A 16448-nucleotide genomic window follows, 5' to 3' on the forward strand; every position below is an offset into this window, starting at 1 on the left:
AATCGAAATTAAGAGGTTTTATTTTTTCTCTACTCATATGTTCCATAAATGGAAGAATGAGTAGAGAGAATAGTTTTTTATTATAGGCGTGTGATAAATCGGTTCGTTGATAGAAAAACATTAGAAGAATCGTTGTTTTAAATTAATAATAGTATGGTTGTTGACAAGGCCCCCCGTAACAAGGAAAGGGTGCTGGTGGTGGGAAAGGCGGTGGATATGGTGGATAAAATGGTCTAGGGCCGAAAGCTAATGCTCCACCGAGTAACCCTCCAGCAATTCCAGCTAGAAATGGAACACCGAAAAATGGTAAGAAGCGTGAGTCGCCTGCTGGGCCAATAGGTGCTGAACGAACTGGGATTGGTTGATAATATGGATACATGAACAAACCTCCTTTACTGGACTCATTTTTATCATATGGTGGACCAAGCGTGGATGAGCGCGTACAAGAAAGGATATGTAAGAAAATAGGCGAATTGTTACGAATGTTGTAGGATGAAGAGTGTAATTTCAGGTTTTGACATAAAGCGGAATGGGACACGTGTTCTTCCAATACCTCGATTGACATAAAGAGTCAAACCTTGAATGTTATAGAAACCTTCAATATATTCTTTTGCAAGCGACGGGGTAATAATAGCACCTAAAAAAGGGATTTGTACTTGTCCGCCATGGCTATGACCAGAAAGTTGAAGATTGATTGGATAGGTAGCGATTTGTGGCGCGATATCTGGTTCGTGCACGAGAACAATTGTATAAATATGTTGTTTTGCATGTTGTAAAGTTTCCGCTATTTTTGGTTTACCTAGTAGCATATCATCGAGACCGAAAATAGAAATTTCACTATTATCCAGTAAACGAATTCGCTTTTCGCTATTGTGCAAAAGTTCAAATCCAGATTCGCGCATGATGTGGTCATAGTATTCAGTTCCATATCCACCATGGTCGTGGTTACCATAAATAGAAAATTTACCGAAGGGTGCCTGTATATTCTTTAAAATGGATGCAACAAAAGGAGCCTCGGTATATGTTTGGTAATTATCAATGAGATCACCAGTAAAAAGGACAATATCTGGCTTTTCAGCATTAATCTTGGAAACGATTTGAGATAAATGTTGGAGAGAGAAATAGTATCCTAGATGTAAATCGCTAAATTGAAGAATCTTCATACCATGAAACCCTTTTGGTATGAGTTGTGATTTAAGTGTGTGTTGCGTAAAAGAAAGCAAATAAGGCTCTATATATTTAGCATAATAATAGCCGATACTAGCGGTTATAAATGAATATAGACAAGTGCGTATTCCAGATTTCAAAAAAATTCTTCTTGTAATTTTCTTCATATATAGTTTACTTGAATCTCCCTTCAGGTTTTTAAAAATATTTTAAACACTAAAAAAGTAGTATAGATTACGAAAAAAATGAACGAAAAGAAACCTCTTTACATCAAAATATCAGAAAAGTTGAAAAATATAAAGATTTCTATCAAATAAAGTGATAAAATGAATGTGTATTCATTTTTTGGAGGGGATGTATGTGAAAGAGAAGGTAGTTATTATAACAGGTGGATCAAGTGGAATGGGAAAAGGGATGGCGACTCGTTTTGCAAAAGAAGGGGCACGAGTTGTTATTACAGGGCGTACAAAAGAAAAGCTAGAAGAAGCAAAGTTAGAAATTGAACAGTTTCCAGGGCAAGTATTACCTGTACAAATGGATGTACGAAATACTGATGATATTCAAAAAATGATTGAACATATTGATGAGAAGTTTGGACGAATTGATATTTTAATAAATAATGCAGCCGGAAACTTTATTTGTCCAGCAGAGGAATTGTCTGTGAATGGCTGGAATTCGGTCATTAATATTGTATTAAATGGGACATTCTATTGCAGCCAAGCTGTCGGGAAATATTGGATTGAGAAAGGTATAAAAGGAAATATCATTAACATGGTGGCAACATATGCATGGGATGCAGGTCCAGGGGTCATTCATTCAGCTGCAGCAAAGGCTGGAGTATTAGCAATGACAAAAACGCTTGCTGTTGAGTGGGGACGTAAATATGGGATACGAGTTAACGCTATCGCACCAGGACCAATTGAACGTACAGGTGGTGCCGATAAATTATGGATTTCAGAAGAAATGGCTAAGCGAACAATACAAAGTGTCCCACTTGGTAGGCTGGGGACACCAGAAGAAATTGCGGGTCTAGCTTATTATTTATGTTCAGATGAAGCTGCATACATAAATGGAACTTGTATGACAATGGATGGTGGCCAGCATTTGCACCAATATCCATTTTAAAAGGGATGGAAAATGAATGATTTATTATTTTTTCTTTGGTGAAATGTGACGAAGTTGTGACATGTGAGAGAAATGTGTTTACAAAGGGGAATATATACGTTATATTTAAGACCTCTTTTTTCTTCATAGTAGAATTGCTAATTCCCCTTAGCATTTTACCCCTCTAATCCCTTCAGGAAAACTGAAGGGATTTTTTATTATTTTTCCGTAAATATCGTGTTATAATTTTTGAAAAGTAAAGGGAGGGAAGCACGTTGATAGATGCATTAGATGTAATGAGTAACTTGGATAAAGTCCTTCCTTATTATCAAGCTATTTTTAGTGCTGATGAGCATACAGTAATTGGATATGAAGTTGTAGGACGTATTCAAACAGAAGAGGGCATACAAAGTTTAGCATCTTTCTTCCATGATGATTCTATTCCGAGTGAGTTCCAACTTGAAGCGGATAACATCATTGTAGAAAAAGCGTTAAATAGGTATTTAGAAACGGATCAAAAATTATTATTATTTATACATCGGAATGCTAATGTATTAATGAATGATGAAGATGAAAGTTTACTTCAACTTTTGCTGATGTATGAAGAACAAGGTTTGAACTTACAACGCATTGTTCTAGAAATAACAGAACATGAATGTAAAGAAGATATAGAACAATTTAATCATTTACTGATGTATTATCGTACATATGGTATTCAAATTTCGATTAATAAAGTCGGAACGGGTACAAGTAATTTAGAGCGTATTAGCGTGTTAGCACCGGATATTTTAAAAGTAGATTTAACAAATTTAAGGCAAACTGCACTTTTACAATCTTATCAAGATATTTTATATTCCTTATCTTTACTTGCTAGAAGAATTGGTGCGACATTGTTATATGAAGAAATTGATGCTTTTTATCAACTACAATATGCTTGGAAAAACGGTGGTAGATATTATCAAGGTAATTATTTGAAAGAATGTTTACCTGATTTTATTGAAACGAATGTTTTAAAAGAGCGACTTGGTAATGAATGTCATCAATTTATTCTGCATGAGAAGAAGAAGTTGCAAAAAATTTATAATTTAACAGAGATGTTACGTGATCGAATTGGTGATGTTCTGTCAAAACAAAAAAAGAATGAAGATATAAATGATTGGTTATTACAATTTAGCCAAAGCATATCACAATATAGTTTTCGGATATTTATTTGTAATGAAGATGGTTTCCAACAATCTGGTAATGTTATGAAAAAAGATGGTGAATGGATCATTATGCCAGAGTATTATATGAAGAACTGGAGTTGGCGCCCGTATTTTCTAGAAAATATAATGAAAATGCGTTTTGAGAATAAGGCAAGACTTTCAGATTTATATGCTGATATCGAAACTGGTGAAATGGTACGAACATTTTCATTCCCAATTGATGATGAAAACTTTTTATTTATAGATTTATCGTATGAATATTTATATGAGGAAGATGTTTTATTTTAATGCGCGAAGAGATTCGTGCATTTTTTTTGTTTGTTTTTATCATAAATTGGTAATAGTGAAAATGATGATGAAAATGCTGTCTATCGTTGTAAAGATTTTACGAACGAAATCATCCCTTTCTTTGCATAATCATTGTTACAATGAATACTACAAAGACAAGCTCTTTTAAAAGGAAGGTGAAAAAATGAAGAAATATGGAATATGGTTTGTTCTATTTATATGTGTTGCCTTTCTAGTTGGCTATAGTGTCACAACTGTTTTAGGAAAAGAAGAAGTGAAAGTGGATCGGAAAGAAGTGTTTACAACGATACAAAAAGGTTATGAGACGCAATTTTCAATTCGCGGGAAGCAAATATCTATGAATAAGATGATAGAGACGTTATCACCATATTTTACAAATAATTTCCTTCAAGTTTTTACAGATGAAAACAGTAGAAATGAAAAACAAAGTGGTGAATATTTACTTCCAGCAAAAGAAGCTCCGTTTTCCTTTAATTCAGAAACAAAAATGTCTTATGATGAAGAACATAAAAATTTATATGTCTACGAGCGGGCAAAGAGTGGACAATATCAAATTGTGACATTGCAAAAGGATAATGGAAAATGGAAACTAGCAGGGTATCATGAAAGTCAGGAACTGTTGACTGAAATAAAAAGGTTACAACAATTATGAGAATAGGGATAGGTCTCCCCTATTCCTATTCTATACCGAGTAGCTGTTGTAATTTTTCAATTTGAAAACCTGCGACAACTTCTCCGTCAATTACAACTGTTGGAGTTGAATAGGACTCATAGTCATATAAAAGACGATTGCGTGCAGCAGCGTCTTTTTTTACGTCAAATTCTTCATATACAACGTTATTATGTTTTAAAAATTCTTTCACAATGGTACAAGGCGGACAATCAGGTTGTGTATAAACCTCAATTTTTTTCATTGTAATTCCTCCCTTTTTCTGTTTTTTATTATATTCTGCCAGTATAAAAAGCGCAATAAAGAAGTAAAAAGATGCTCTTTCATCTTTTTACTTCGTATTTCGACAAATTTTAGTTGAGTTTCTGGCCAAGAACCTTTATCCTAGATTGTGGAACGTTTTTTCTGTTATGACGGATAGAATGAGTATAGCTGTAAAACCTATTGGTAGGAAGATCAGAGAAAGGAGAGATTTCATGTCTCTACTCCAAGGAATTTTAACTCGACTTGTTAGTCTACAAGAACAAGCTGAAAGCGGTGAAGTAGCACAACGCTATTTTGAAGTGAACGGTGAGCGCAAATGTAGCGTGAAATTTTTCGATAAAAGTGAAATGTATGAATTAGAAGTGTATCAACAAGGTGAAAAACCTCAAGTGTATCAATTCGATAACATCGATATGGTTGCAATTGAGATTTATGATATCATTAATTGATACATATAAAAAAGGTACTGCCAAATGGCGGTACCTTTTTTAGTTATATTAATTAATGGGCTATACAGGTAGTAGAAGTTGCAATTTAAGTCGCGATTAAATAAAAGGTTTTGAATGTATATGTATAGGAATTTTTTATTTTTCCTACAATGATAGTAAATATTAATAGGAGGTGCAAAGGATGGAACGCTTACCGATTGTTATTTGTCCTAATTGTCACAGTCATGCTGAAATTAATCATGTATTAACCGCCCAGTCTAATCAAAATGTAATTTATACATGTAGGTTTTGTAATTATGTAATTCGAAATATTGAAACGAATAAAGGGTAGTAAGTTATAATTTTTATTTTTGTCCCATACAATGAGAATACGAAAAGTCTGTCTAATTGAAAGGACGTGACTATGTGGACGGTGAGCATACATTTTATAATGTTTCAGAGAGACATTTGAATTTTGATATGGTATTTAACCGTATTTGTAGTTTCATTGAAAAGGATCCACGAAATTTATATCGATTATCTATTGGGACAGACTCACAAGCACATCAAAAGGATACGAGGTTTATTACAGCGATACATATTCATCGGGTTGGAAAAGGAGCATGGGGATGTTTGCATCATAAATCAGTGAAAAATAAGCCAGCAACGTTGCGAGAGAAAATATATTTAGAAACACAGTTTAGTCAAGAAATCGCCTATCTATTTACTCCAAATCATATACAAGCAATATGGGATTTATTGCACCCATACGCTCAAGATGGAGCAGGATTCATAATGGAAATTCATTTAGATATCGGGAATGATGGTTTAACAAAAGAATTTATTTTAGATATGACGATGAAAATTCAAGCAATGGGATTAACAGCAAAAATTAAACCAGATGCTTATGCGGCATTTAGTTATGCGAACAGATATACGAAATAATGTGAAATGATGTCTATATATTCGCAGTCGTTAAGTATCCTTGACGAAAACTGAATATTACATCTACTGAATGAGCTGAAAAATTTATATAATGAGAGTGCAAGGAGAGGAGCATATGGAAAAGGAATTTGTTTTAACAAGAGAAGAAGAAAATTTATTGTTGGATATTCTGTTTCAGCAAAATTACGCGAGCGAAATTTTAGCAGTGGAGCTTACAGACATTGAGAATGGTTTAAAACAGACAGATGTGACGCAATATAAAAAAATCACAAGATTGTTTTACCGATTAAAAAATAAAGGGTATTAAGCACTACCGGAATGGTAGTCTTTTTTTTATGTTCTATGCTAAAATAGCTGTGTATCTTTATTTTTATTAGAAGAATGTTAGGACAAAATAATAATATGAAAACGCTATCATAAAATGTGAGTAGGATTGGAGAATATAAGCAAGGGAAATGGGGGATGTAACATGATTAGTATTCCGAAAGATGAGTTTCAACAAATTCTTGTGAAGGATTTAATGATTTCATCAGAAAAAGTAGCACATGTCCAAATAGGGAATGGTTTAGAACATGCTTTACTCGTTCTTGTGAAATCTGGATATTCGGCGATTCCTGTTTTAGACCCTATGTATAAATTACATGGGTTAATTAGTACTGCTATGATTTTAGATGGTATTTTAGGATTAGATCACATTGAGTTTGAAAGACTTGAGAATATGAAAGTGGAACAAGTGATGAAGGAAGAGATTCCAATTCTTATGTTAGAAGATTCTTTTGCAAAAGCTTTAGAAATGACAATTGATCATCCTTTTATTTGCGCTGTCAATGAAGAAGGTTACTTCGAGGGTATTTTAACACGCCGGGCTATTTTAAAATTATTGAATAAAAAAGTGAGACAGCATAATCGATAACGTAGGGAAAGTGACTTCACTGAAAAGGCGAAGTCACTTTTTTTCGTGCATATCAGTTGTGTATGTATTATATTTAAAAAGATATAAAGCATAAGAAAAGTTTGAACTAACAAACCGTTCTAATGTATAAAAGTATGCAATTAAATTAAGGATGAAATGCTTATTAAAATTAGGTGTATGGAAGCTAAGGAAAGAGGGAGAAAGTTGCAAATTGATGATTTTCAAATGATGGTTGTGTTAGCTCAGGAATCAAATATGAGAAAAGCGGCGGAACGTTTATTTGTTTCCCAACCTGCGCTTAGTCAACGATTACAATCTATGGAGAAACAATGGGGAATGAAATTTTTTATTCGTTCACAAAAAGGATTAACAATTACACCTGAAGGGGAAAAAGTTGCAAATTATGCAAAAGAAATGTTACAACGGGAAGAGGATATTAAAAGTGAACTGGCTCTTTTTAGAACGGAAACATACGGTACGTTAAAAATAGCTGTTGCATCAGTCATTGGGCAATATTGGCTTCCACCTGTTTTGAAAAAATTTGTGCATAAGTATCCTTCTGTGAAGATATCTCTGTTTACTGGCTGGAGTAGTGAAGTGCAAAAGCAATTTTATGAAGGAGACGTTCATGTTGCTATACTGAGAGGATCACAAGAATACAAAGGGCAGAAACAACAATTATTTGAAGATGAATTATACTTAGTTGATAAAGAAATAAAAGATATTTCGATGTTAAAAGAGACAAATAGACCATTTATTCAATTTAAAAGTGATTCGACCTACTATGGACAAATACAAAATTGGTGGTATGGATTATTTTCAAATCCACCTAAGCGAACGATTGTAGTTGACCAAATTGAAACGTGCAAACAGCTTGTTTTAAATGGAATAGGTTATGCTCTTTTACCTTCTACTGTTTTAAAAGAAGTGCAGGAAAATATGTATAAAACACCTGTTCAATTAACGAGAGAAACATGGTTATTGACGAGTGACTCGGCAAGGCAGTTGAAGCAAGTACAAGCATTTTTAGACATTATAGAAGAAATTCAAATGGAAAAATAAGATTATTGTCTTGCTACTCGCTCTATCGTTTGGTAGAGTAACATTATAAATGGATTTAGGAGGCAACAAGAATGAAAATGATGGACGCTAACGAAATTATTTCGTTTATTCAAAACAGTGAAAAGAAAACTCCTGTAAAGGTATACATAAAAGGGGATTTAAAAGAAATAACATTCCCTGAAACGGTACAAGCATTTGTAAATAAAAAATCTGGTGTATTATTCGGAGAATGGTCTGAAATTAAGACAATTCTTGATGGAAATAACAAGCACATTGTTGACTATGTAGTTGAGAACGACCGTCGTAATTCTGCAATTCCAATGCTTGATTTAAAAGGTATTAAAGCTCGTATTGAGCCAGGCGCGATTATTCGTGACCATGTAGAAATTGGTGACAACGCTGTTATCATGATGAATGCAACAATTAACATTGGTGCTGTAATTGGTGAAGGTACTATGATCGACATGAACGCAGTGCTTGGTGGACGTGCAACGGTTGGTAAAAATTGTCACGTCGGTGCAGGTGCTGTACTTGCCGGTGTTATTGAGCCACCTTCTGCAAAACCAGTTATCGTTGAAGATGATGTTGTAATTGGTGCAAATGTAGTTGTTCTAGAAGGCGTTACAGTAGGTAAAGGTGCAGTTGTAGCAGCAGGAGCTGTTGTAACAGAAGATGTGCCTCCATATACAGTTGTTGCGGGAACTCCGGCACGTGTAATTAAAGAAATTGATGAGAAGACAAAAGCAAAAACTGAAATCAAACAAGAGCTTCGTCAATTAAACCCAGAGAAATAAAAAACAAAAAGCGTAAGAGCATGAATGTGCTCTTACGCTTTTTATAGATAGAGGTGCAAAAATGACAGTAAGCAAATTTGTCCAAGTTCGTAGAGATTTACATAAAATTCCGGAAATCGGATTTAAAGAGTGGAAAACACAACAGTATATTTTAGATTATATAGGAAAGCTTCCTAACGAATATTTGGAAGTGAGAACATGGAAAACAGGTGTAATTGTTAAAGTAAATGGGAAAAATCCTGAAAAAATAATAGGTTATCGTGCAGATATAGACGGTCTACCTATTACAGAGGAAACTGGATATGAGTTCTCTTCTGTCCATGAAGGAATGATGCATGCATGTGGACATGATTTGCATGCAACAATCGGTTTAGGCCTTCTAACAGCGGCTGTAAGCGAAAGAATAGATGATGATCTTGTATTTATATTCCAACCAGCTGAAGAAGGTCCAGGTGGTGCACTTCCTATGTTAGAAAGTGATGAGTTAAAAGAATGGAAGCCTAATATGATTCTTGGACTTCATATTGCGCCTGAATACTCTGTGGGAACAATTGCGACAAAAGAAGGTTTACTATTTGCGAATACATCAGAGTTATACGTTGATTTAAAAGGAAAAGGTGGACATGCTGCATATCCGCATACAGCAAATGATATGATTGTTGCAGCGAGTCATCTCGTTACACAACTTCAATCAGTTATTAGTCGTAATGTGAATCCTCTTGACAGTGCGGTAATTACAATTGGGAAAATTACAGGTGGTACAGTTCAAAACATTATCGCAGAAAAGTCTCGTTTAGAAGGAACAATTCGAACGCTATCAGTGGAATCAATGAAACGTGTTAAAAGTCGAATTGAGGCAATTGTTGCGGGAATAGAAGCTTCCTTTCAATGTGAAGCTGTTATTGACTACGGAGCGATGTATCATCAAGTGTATAACCATGAAGAGTTAACGAGAGAGTTTATGCAATTTACACGTGAACAAACGAATATGGACGTAATTACATGTACGGAGGCAATGACAGGTGAAGACTTCGGTTATATGCTTCGAGAGATACCTGGATTTATGTTTTGGCTTGGAGTAAATTCAGAATATGGTTTACATCATGCGAAATTAAAACCAGACGAAGAGGTTATTGAGAAAGCGATTGTATTTTTAAATCAATATGTGAAGTGGAAGGGAAATAGAAAGTGAACTTACTCGCCAATTGTGCAACAGTTTAGAGTGGGGATTTTTTAGTTCCGAGACGAAAACATCTTTTGTATTTGTTAGTGTTAGACACCTTCATACAAATGAGTAGAGTTAAATTTGACGTCTTAATAATGAGCAGGGGTTTTTAGCCACTGCTCATTATTAATTAGTACTAATAGGTAAGATAATTATTTAACTACCTTAGACAGGTTTACTTTTAGTATGAAAAGTGTGTAAAATCAATGTGATACATAGAAAAAAGGGTGGGGAATTACGTGCAAATTAGCAGTGCGATTTTATGTTTCGTCTTATATGCATATGTTATTATTGCGGCGGTTTATTTTGGGATAAGTTTTTACGCCTATCGTTTAGCAAATAATAGTGAATATGAAGAAACATACAAATGGGTGAAAAGATATTTGTCACCTGTACTAGAAATTATGAATGGATTTGTTCTTTTTTTATTTATTGGATTAATTGCTTTCTCAACGAGTTTAGTAGGGAATAAGACTACGTTATTTGTACTAGGTATCATTATTTTTATGCTATTAGGAATTCGGATTGGTAATACGGTGTTTTGGAACGAAAGAAAAATAGATGGTTGGACAGGGATGTTTATTCCATGTATGTTAGCTGCAATTGTGACGAATATAGAACATGAATATTATCAATTACATTTTTGGCTTATCATTGTTTTAACAATCCTCTCTGTTTTGTATATAAGTACTGTCGTGCTAACATACATCGCAAATGAAAAAGGAGATGCAAAAGGTGCGCGCTTCTTTAGAGGGCGTGCATTATTATGGAGTGTGCCGACGATGGCAGTTATAGGAATTATTGCGATATTAGTAAATGGATATCAATTTACTAATTGGCAATTGTTTTTAGAAAGTTGGTGGATCTTCATTGTTTCGCTTGTAGCTTTTTTAGGCGCAACACATTATTTATTCCATCAACATCATTACATATTGGCACTGTTATTCGCATTTACACAACTTTTATTTGCTTTTTTCGGACAAGAAACGCTATTGTTCGTTTTTGAAACATTTAGTTCATTTGGAAATATATTTGTATTTGGTATGTTAATTTTCGGTATCGCGTTTTATTTACAACAGTATTTTTATATGCAAAAACAAAAATAAGAAGTATATACAGGTTTTTGTAGCGAATTTAAAGTATGTTACAATAAAAGTACATAGTACTTGATGTTATTGGAGGAATTCCTGTGGGCGAAAAAGAGAAAGAATTTGCTGTTATTGGGCTTGGCCGTTTTGGTGGAAGTATTTGCCGTGAATTAGCTCAATTAGGTATGGAAGTAATGGCAATTGACTCAGATGAGGATAAAATTAATGAGTTTGCAAATATAGCTTCGCATGCTGTAATTGCAGATTCAACAGATGAGATGGTATTAAAAAGTCTTGGTATTCGTAATTTTGATCATGTAGTCGTTGCTATTGGAGATAATTTGAATTCAAGTATTTTAACAACGTTAATTTTGAAAGAATTAGGTGTGAAAAATATTACTGTAAAAGCTCAAAATGACTATCATGAAAAAGTGTTAAGTAAAATAGGGGCAGATCATATTGTGCATCCAGAACGAGATATGGGAAAAAGGATTGCTAATAATATCGCATCAAGTAATGTGTTAGATTACCTAGAGCTTTCAGATGAGCATAGTATTGTAGAGATTATCGCAAATAAAAAAATTGATGGGCACTCTTTAATTGAATTAGATATTCGTGCGAAGTTTGGTTTGAACATTGTAGCAATTAAACGTGGGAAAGAAGTTATCGTATCTCCTCGAGCTACAGAAAACATTCAGGCGGGAGATATATTAATTGTAATTGGTCATGACGATGAAGTAGATCGTTTTAAGCATTTTTTAAGATAAGAGAAAAGGACAATGCCTCCTCGGCATTGTCCTTTTTCTTATATTTCCATAATGATTGGTAAAATCATTGGACGACGTTTCGTTTTTTCGTATAGGAATGGTGCCAATGTGTCTGTAATCTCATTTTTAATTTCAGACCATTGTGTTGTTTTTCGCTCCATTACTTTTTCTAAATGTGTTGTAATTAATGTTTGAGCATCGTTGATTAAATCGCTGCTTTCACGCATATAAACGAAACCACGCGAGATGATATCAGGTCCTGCTGCAACTTTAAATTCTCTCATATCAATGCTTACAACTACAATAACGAGTCCTTCTTCAGAAAGAATGCGACGATCACGTAATACGATATTACCGATATCTCCAATACCATTTCCATCGATATAGACAGAGCCAGATGGGATTTTCCCAGCTACGCTTGCTTCATCAGAACGTAAAGCGAGAACATCCCCGTTATCCATAATGAAACAATTTTCTTCTGGAATACCACAATCATTCGCTAATTTCATATGCATACGTTGCATACGATATTCACCATGAATTGGCATGAAATATTTCGGCTTAATAAGACGTAGCATTAACTTTTGTTCTTCTTGTCCACCGTGTCCACTCGTATGAATATTTGAGAGTTTACCATGGATTACATCAGCGCCAGCGCGGTACAACATGTTAATTATACGACTTACACTAATTGTATTGCCTGGGATTGGTGAAGAAGAGAAAACAACTGTATCGCCAGGGATAATTTGAATTTGACGATGTGTACCATTGGCAATACGTGAAAGTGCTGCCATCGGCTCCCCTTGACTACCTGTACATAACATAACAACTTTATTAGCTGGTAGGCGGTTTAGCTGAGATGTGTCAATGAATGTATCCTTTGGACACCGGATATAACCAAGGTTTTGTCCGATTTCAATAGCTGCTTCCATACTTCGACCGAATACAGCTACTTTACGATTGTTTTCAACAGCAGCCTCAACAACTTGTTGTAAGCGATGGATATTCGATGCAAAGGTTGCGAATATAATACGACCGTCTACTTTGCGGAATATATCTTGAATACTATCACCAACGCGGCGCTCAGACATCGTAAAGTTTGGCACTTCACTGTTTGTACTATCAGATAAGAGACAAAGTACACCGTCTTTTCCGATTTCGGCCATTTTTGTTAAATCTGCTGGTTCGCCGACTGGTGTGAAATCAAATTTAAAGTCACCTGTATGAACGACTTGTCCTTGAGGCGTTTTCACAACAACTCCGTATGAATCCGGAATACTGTGAGTTGTACGGAAGAAGGAAACAGATGTCTTTTTAAATTTAATAACATCATCTTCTTGAATTTCATAAAGTTTTGCTTTACGAAGTAATCCGTGCTCTTCTAATTTGTTTTTTATTAGGGCAATTGCTAATTTTCCGCCGTAAATTGGAATGTTCACTTGACGTAATAGATAAGGAATTCCACCGATATGATCTTCGTGACCATGTGTAATGAATAACCCTTTAATTTTATCTTCGTTTCGCACAAAATAAGTGTAATCTGGTATTACATAATCGATCCCGAGGAGTTCGTCTTCTGGAAATTTAATTCCAGCGTCAATTATAATAATTTCATCTTGAAATTGAACAGCATATGTATTTTTACCGATTTCACCAAGACCACCGAGGGCAAAAACGGCAGCTTGATCATTTTTTAGGAATTTCATATGACTATACGATCTCCGCTAATATTAAATCAGCGTTTTGTTTTTCATATTCAAGATGAGCACCAGTAACAGACTGAACGAACTCGATATTATATGCGAACTTTTGTAATTTTTTACGAACATCCTTTTGAGACGTAGCCTCTAAATATAAAACTTTTGTATTTTCACGTACTGGGACCTCAGTTAATTTTTCTTGATAAAATACTTTAAAAATCATTGGGGAAACCTCTCCTTGTCTATGTTTTGCATTATCTGTTACTTATTATAAAGCAAACAGTCACGATTTTCATGTTTTTTCGAATGGGAATGAAGAAAAAGCCCGAAATGGGCACAATTTAAGCGATTGTCTTCTTACGGACTAAATCGTTTAAATAACGCTTGAGCTTTTTCTTCAGCTTCTTCAGCATGATTACTCCTTCCTTTCCTTATTTTAAACATGCATATTACTAATGATAACTCCGTCTCCCATACAAGAAAGAAGATTAGAAGTGAATAGTGAATCTTGTTCTTTTTAGTATAGTGTAAGTTATCCTGTAGTAACGATTAGTAGCCGTTAGTTATAGATATAGTATGAGAAAGAATAGAAAAGAAAATTCATCCGAACAAGTATCCACATTTTTTTACTAATAGTATATGCACATTTCATAAATAAGGTCAGAAAGTGAACGCTTTCTTCACAGATGTTTAATATGTTATACTTTTTTTTGAAATTTGAAAAGTGATAATCAAAATAGGAATATAGAGTGCCAGAAAGGATTTTGACAAATGAATGATAAAATTGTCTTTTTTGATATTGATGGAACATTATTAAATCATGATAAAAAAATTCCGCAATCTACAAGAGATGCAGTAAGAGATTTACAAGAAAAAGGTGTGCATGTAGCGATTGCGACAGGGCGTGCGCCATTTATGTTTGAAGATATTCGTGAGGAACTCAATATACATAATTATGTTAGTTTTAACGGACAGTATGTTGTATTTGAGGATGAGGTATTATTTAATAATCCATTACATCCTGATGCTCTACATAAGTTTACTCAGTTTGCAAAACAAGAAGGATATCCACTTGTATATCTTGACCATCAAGAAATGAGAGCGTCAGTGGAATATCATGATTATGTAAAAGAAGGTTTTGGAAGCTTACAATTCGAGCATCCGGCATATGAACCTGATTTTTATGAGAAACGCGATATTTATCAAACGCTTCTTTTTTGTGAAGTAAACGAAGAAGAAAAGTTTATTCATCATTATCCAGATTTTCATTTTATACGCTGGCATGCATATTCAATGGATATTATTCCTAATGGTGGTTCTAAGGCAAAAGGGATTGAGAAGTTTATTGAGAAAATAGGATTTAATCGTGAACAAGTATATGCATTTGGGGACGGATTAAATGATTTAGAAATGATTGAAGCAGTAGGAACGGGCATTGTGATGGGGAATGGTCATGAGGATTTGAAAAAACTTGCTAATTATGTGACAAAAGATGTTAATGAAGACGGTATTTATCACGGATTAAAGTGGGCGGGCTTGTTATAAGTAAGTGTGGAACCCATTTCATATAATAAAAAGGCGGAAGGTTAACTTCCGCCTTTTTACTATTATCGCTCGAGAGGTTTTGAATCATCGGGAGCCACAAATGGATTGTCTTTATTAATATGGTCATAGAACATAACACCGTTTAAATGGTCGATTTCATGTTGGAATACAATTGCTGGTAAACCTTTTAATCGCAGTTTTACGTCTTCACCGTTAATCGTTGTTGCCTTTACTGTAATTCTTGTGTAACGAGGGACATAACCAGGTACTTCACGGTCTACAGATAGACAGCCTTCACCACTTTGTAAATATGTACGTTCAACAGAATGACTAATGATTTTTGGGTTAAATAATGCGTAGCTATATAAAGTATCGTTCGTATCAGTTACATGAACCGCAATCATTTTCTTTGAAATACCGATTTGCGGAGCCGCTAATCCGATTCCGGGGCGTAAATTATATTTTTCAGCCATTTCAGTGTCCTGGCTATTTATTACAAATTCAATCATTTCTTTAAGAGTATTTGTATCTTCCTCACTAGCAGGTAAGGAGACCTCTTTTGCGACGTCGCGCAAAAGAGGATTTCCTTCACGAATTACCTCATTCATTGTAAGCATATGTAATCTCTCCTTTCTTCTTTAGTCTACCAAAGGAGATAAAAAAAGTCATCGGCAAGTAAGGAAGAACTACTTGGAAACAAATCTTCTATAGATAAGTTATGTAATAAAAGAAAAGACGGCAAAGCCGTCTGTTTCTTTCCATAGTTGTTTCATTTTACATTAATTAGCGAATGCAAGCAGCGCCAACGATAATTAAAAGGATAAACAACACAACGATTAAGGCGAAGCCGCGTCCAGATTCGCCACAAGAACCGCCATAACCGTAGGAAGGATATGAACAAGTTGTTGGATAGCAATATGAGTATCCGTACATGAGATGACCTCCTTTAGCATTTCCCGCTAATACTGCGGTTACTATAATGTATGGAGGAATGATTAGAAATGTATAGGTATTTACCTATAAAAGGAAGAAGTGTTTGTATAATTTTATTGAGAAGAGAGAAAAACTAAAGAGAATTAAATCGTTTACATATTATTCTAAGAGAAAAAATAAGTTAAAAAGGGAATAATATAACAGTAGGTTATTGCTTACTAATACAGATGTGAAAAATAAAAACATGTTTGTGTAGAGGAAACCTGCATATTATTTATAAAAAAACGTATTCAAAGTAATTGACATCGTAATTAGAATAGTTGTAAACT

Annotated in this window: 21 protein-coding genes; 14 read left to right on the forward strand and 7 right to left on the reverse strand. The window is 34.4% G+C overall.

Going from position 1 to position 16448, the window contains the following annotated elements:
• Positions 1–142: 142 nt before the first annotated feature.
• Both ACE38F_RS09005 and ACE38F_RS09010 read right to left on the reverse strand, forming a co-directional pair.
• A complete protein-coding gene (locus ACE38F_RS09005) occupies positions 143–379 on the reverse strand; it encodes a hypothetical protein (RefSeq protein ID WP_002199486.1) in 237 nt (78 codons plus the stop codon).
• 97 nt (positions 380–476) lie between these two features.
• Positions 477–1334 carry a metallophosphoesterase gene (locus ACE38F_RS09010; protein WP_215554029.1) on the reverse strand — a complete coding sequence of 286 codons (858 nt, stop codon included), beginning with the start codon at positions 1332–1334 and terminating at the stop codon, positions 477–479.
• A 193-nt stretch (positions 1335–1527) separates the two neighbouring features.
• Between ACE38F_RS09010 and fadH the strand changes: the two genes are divergently transcribed.
• The 3 genes from fadH to ACE38F_RS09025 all read left to right on the forward strand — a co-directional run bounded on the left by fadH (position 1528) and on the right by ACE38F_RS09025 (position 4437).
• Positions 1528–2292, forward strand: a complete 765-nt coding sequence (gene fadH / locus ACE38F_RS09015) for a 2,4-dienoyl-CoA reductase (protein WP_098779347.1) — start codon at positions 1528–1530, stop codon at positions 2290–2292.
• A 254-nt stretch (positions 2293–2546) separates the two neighbouring features.
• Positions 2547–3764 carry an EAL domain-containing protein gene (locus ACE38F_RS09020; RefSeq protein WP_215554028.1) on the forward strand — a complete coding sequence of 406 codons (1218 nt, stop codon included), beginning with the start codon at positions 2547–2549 and terminating at the stop codon, positions 3762–3764.
• Between the two features lie 184 nt (positions 3765–3948).
• Positions 3949–4437, forward strand: a complete 489-nt coding sequence (locus tag ACE38F_RS09025; protein WP_002111512.1) for a DUF3993 domain-containing protein — start codon at positions 3949–3951, stop codon at positions 4435–4437.
• A gap of 25 nt (positions 4438–4462) precedes the next feature.
• Here the strand turns inward: ACE38F_RS09025 and ACE38F_RS09030 are convergent, their stop codons facing one another.
• Positions 4463–4699: a glutaredoxin family protein gene (locus tag ACE38F_RS09030; protein WP_002111510.1), complete on the reverse strand. Its 237-nt coding sequence runs from the start codon at positions 4697–4699 to the stop codon at positions 4463–4465.
• Between the two features lie 232 nt (positions 4700–4931).
• On the opposite strand from ACE38F_RS09030, the gene ACE38F_RS09035 reads away from it, so the two are divergent.
• The 10 genes from ACE38F_RS09035 (at position 4932) to ACE38F_RS09080 (ending at position 11941) form a co-directional block, all read left to right on the forward strand.
• Entirely contained in the window at positions 4932–5168 is a 237-nt protein-coding gene (locus tag ACE38F_RS09035) for a YkuJ family protein (RefSeq protein WP_002111509.1), read from the forward strand.
• 181 nt (positions 5169–5349) lie between these two features.
• Entirely contained in the window at positions 5350–5499 is a 150-nt protein-coding gene (locus ACE38F_RS09040; protein WP_002033828.1) for a hypothetical protein, read from the forward strand.
• A 74-nt stretch (positions 5500–5573) separates the two neighbouring features.
• Positions 5574–6092, forward strand: coding sequence for a ribonuclease H-like YkuK family protein (locus ACE38F_RS09045; protein ID WP_002033829.1), 519 nt, complete (start codon positions 5574–5576; stop codon positions 6090–6092).
• A 115-nt stretch (positions 6093–6207) separates the two neighbouring features.
• Positions 6208–6399 carry an antirepressor AbbA gene (gene abbA, locus ACE38F_RS09050; protein ID WP_002145987.1) on the forward strand — a complete coding sequence of 64 codons (192 nt, stop codon included), beginning with the start codon at positions 6208–6210 and terminating at the stop codon, positions 6397–6399.
• Positions 6400–6561: 162 nt separating this feature from the next.
• On the forward strand, positions 6562–7005 hold the full coding sequence (cbpB, locus tag ACE38F_RS09055; protein ID WP_215554027.1) for a cyclic-di-AMP-binding protein CbpB: 444 nt from the start codon (positions 6562–6564) through the stop codon (positions 7003–7005).
• 177 nt (positions 7006–7182) lie between these two features.
• A complete protein-coding gene (locus ACE38F_RS09060; RefSeq protein WP_215554026.1) occupies positions 7183–8067 on the forward strand; it encodes a LysR family transcriptional regulator in 885 nt (294 codons plus the stop codon).
• 71 nt (positions 8068–8138) lie between these two features.
• A complete protein-coding gene (gene dapD, locus ACE38F_RS09065) occupies positions 8139–8861 on the forward strand; it encodes a 2,3,4,5-tetrahydropyridine-2,6-dicarboxylate N-acetyltransferase (protein ID WP_375369452.1) in 723 nt (240 codons plus the stop codon).
• Between the two features lie 61 nt (positions 8862–8922).
• Positions 8923–10053: an N-acetyldiaminopimelate deacetylase gene (locus tag ACE38F_RS09070; RefSeq protein WP_215554025.1), complete on the forward strand. Its 1131-nt coding sequence runs from the start codon at positions 8923–8925 to the stop codon at positions 10051–10053.
• A 272-nt stretch (positions 10054–10325) separates the two neighbouring features.
• Positions 10326–11192: a cytochrome C oxidase assembly protein gene (locus ACE38F_RS09075; protein ID WP_341305973.1), complete on the forward strand. Its 867-nt coding sequence runs from the start codon at positions 10326–10328 to the stop codon at positions 11190–11192.
• 83 nt (positions 11193–11275) lie between these two features.
• Entirely contained in the window at positions 11276–11941 is a 666-nt protein-coding gene (locus ACE38F_RS09080) for a potassium channel family protein (RefSeq protein WP_000504032.1), read from the forward strand.
• Positions 11942–11979: 38 nt separating this feature from the next.
• Here ACE38F_RS09080 and rnjA read toward each other — a convergent pair whose 3' ends face one another.
• On the reverse strand, positions 11980–13647 hold the full coding sequence (rnjA, locus tag ACE38F_RS09085; protein ID WP_375369451.1) for a ribonuclease J1: 1668 nt from the start codon (positions 13645–13647) through the stop codon (positions 11980–11982).
• A gap of 4 nt (positions 13648–13651) precedes the next feature.
• Positions 13652–13864, reverse strand: coding sequence for a DNA-dependent RNA polymerase subunit epsilon (locus ACE38F_RS09090; protein ID WP_000576437.1), 213 nt, complete (start codon positions 13862–13864; stop codon positions 13652–13654).
• Between the two features lie 548 nt (positions 13865–14412).
• Here ACE38F_RS09090 and ACE38F_RS09095 point away from each other — a divergent pair.
• Positions 14413–15186, forward strand: coding sequence for a Cof-type HAD-IIB family hydrolase (locus ACE38F_RS09095; protein ID WP_197219407.1), 774 nt, complete (start codon positions 14413–14415; stop codon positions 15184–15186).
• A 62-nt stretch (positions 15187–15248) separates the two neighbouring features.
• Here the strand turns inward: ACE38F_RS09095 and def are convergent, their stop codons facing one another.
• Both def and ACE38F_RS09105 read right to left on the reverse strand, forming a co-directional pair.
• The gene (gene def, locus ACE38F_RS09100) at positions 15249–15803 is read right to left on the reverse strand and encodes a peptide deformylase (RefSeq protein WP_375369450.1); all 555 of its coding nucleotides are present in this window, start codon (positions 15801–15803) and stop codon (positions 15249–15251) included.
• Between the two features lie 166 nt (positions 15804–15969).
• Positions 15970–16119 carry a YjcZ family sporulation protein gene (locus tag ACE38F_RS09105; RefSeq protein WP_002160675.1) on the reverse strand — a complete coding sequence of 50 codons (150 nt, stop codon included), beginning with the start codon at positions 16117–16119 and terminating at the stop codon, positions 15970–15972.
• Positions 16120–16448 lie beyond the last annotated feature (329 nt).

Source organism: Bacillus altaicus (assembly GCF_042136375.2).
Lineage (GTDB): Bacteria > Bacillota > Bacilli > Bacillales > Bacillaceae_G > Bacillus_A > Bacillus_A cereus_U.

Excerpts from the sequence above, each read along its gene's own strand:
- ACE38F_RS09005 (WP_002199486.1), bottom strand. The coding sequence starts at position 379 with ATGTATCCATATTATCAACCAATCCCAGTTCGTTCAGCACCTATTGGC.
- ACE38F_RS09010 (WP_215554029.1), bottom strand. The coding sequence starts at position 1,334 with ATGAAGAAAATTACAAGAAGAATTTTTTTGAAATCTGGAATACGCACT.
- ACE38F_RS09025 (WP_002111512.1), top strand. The coding sequence starts at position 3,949 with ATGAAGAAATATGGAATATGGTTTGTTCTATTTATATGTGTTGCCTTT.
- ACE38F_RS09030 (WP_002111510.1), bottom strand. The coding sequence starts at position 4,699 with ATGAAAAAAATTGAGGTTTATACACAACCTGATTGTCCGCCTTGTACC.
- ACE38F_RS09035 (WP_002111509.1), top strand. The coding sequence starts at position 4,932 with ATGTCTCTACTCCAAGGAATTTTAACTCGACTTGTTAGTCTACAAGAA.
- ACE38F_RS09040 (WP_002033828.1), top strand. The coding sequence starts at position 5,350 with ATGGAACGCTTACCGATTGTTATTTGTCCTAATTGTCACAGTCATGCT.
- abbA (WP_002145987.1), top strand. The coding sequence starts at position 6,208 with ATGGAAAAGGAATTTGTTTTAACAAGAGAAGAAGAAAATTTATTGTTG.
- cbpB (WP_215554027.1), top strand. The coding sequence starts at position 6,562 with ATGATTAGTATTCCGAAAGATGAGTTTCAACAAATTCTTGTGAAGGAT.
- ACE38F_RS09060 (WP_215554026.1), top strand. The coding sequence starts at position 7,183 with ATGGAAGCTAAGGAAAGAGGGAGAAAGTTGCAAATTGATGATTTTCAA.
- dapD (WP_375369452.1), top strand. The coding sequence starts at position 8,139 with ATGAAAATGATGGACGCTAACGAAATTATTTCGTTTATTCAAAACAGT.
- ACE38F_RS09070 (WP_215554025.1), top strand. The coding sequence starts at position 8,923 with ATGACAGTAAGCAAATTTGTCCAAGTTCGTAGAGATTTACATAAAATT.
- rnjA (WP_375369451.1), bottom strand. The coding sequence starts at position 13,647 with ATGAAATTCCTAAAAAATGATCAAGCTGCCGTTTTTGCCCTCGGTGGT.
- ACE38F_RS09090 (WP_000576437.1), bottom strand. The coding sequence starts at position 13,864 with ATGATTTTTAAAGTATTTTATCAAGAAAAATTAACTGAGGTCCCAGTA.
- ACE38F_RS09095 (WP_197219407.1), top strand. The coding sequence starts at position 14,413 with ATGAATGATAAAATTGTCTTTTTTGATATTGATGGAACATTATTAAAT.
- def (WP_375369450.1), bottom strand. The coding sequence starts at position 15,803 with ATGCTTACAATGAATGAGGTAATTCGTGAAGGAAATCCTCTTTTGCGC.
- ACE38F_RS09105 (WP_002160675.1), bottom strand. The coding sequence starts at position 16,119 with ATGTACGGATACTCATATTGCTATCCAACAACTTGTTCATATCCTTCC.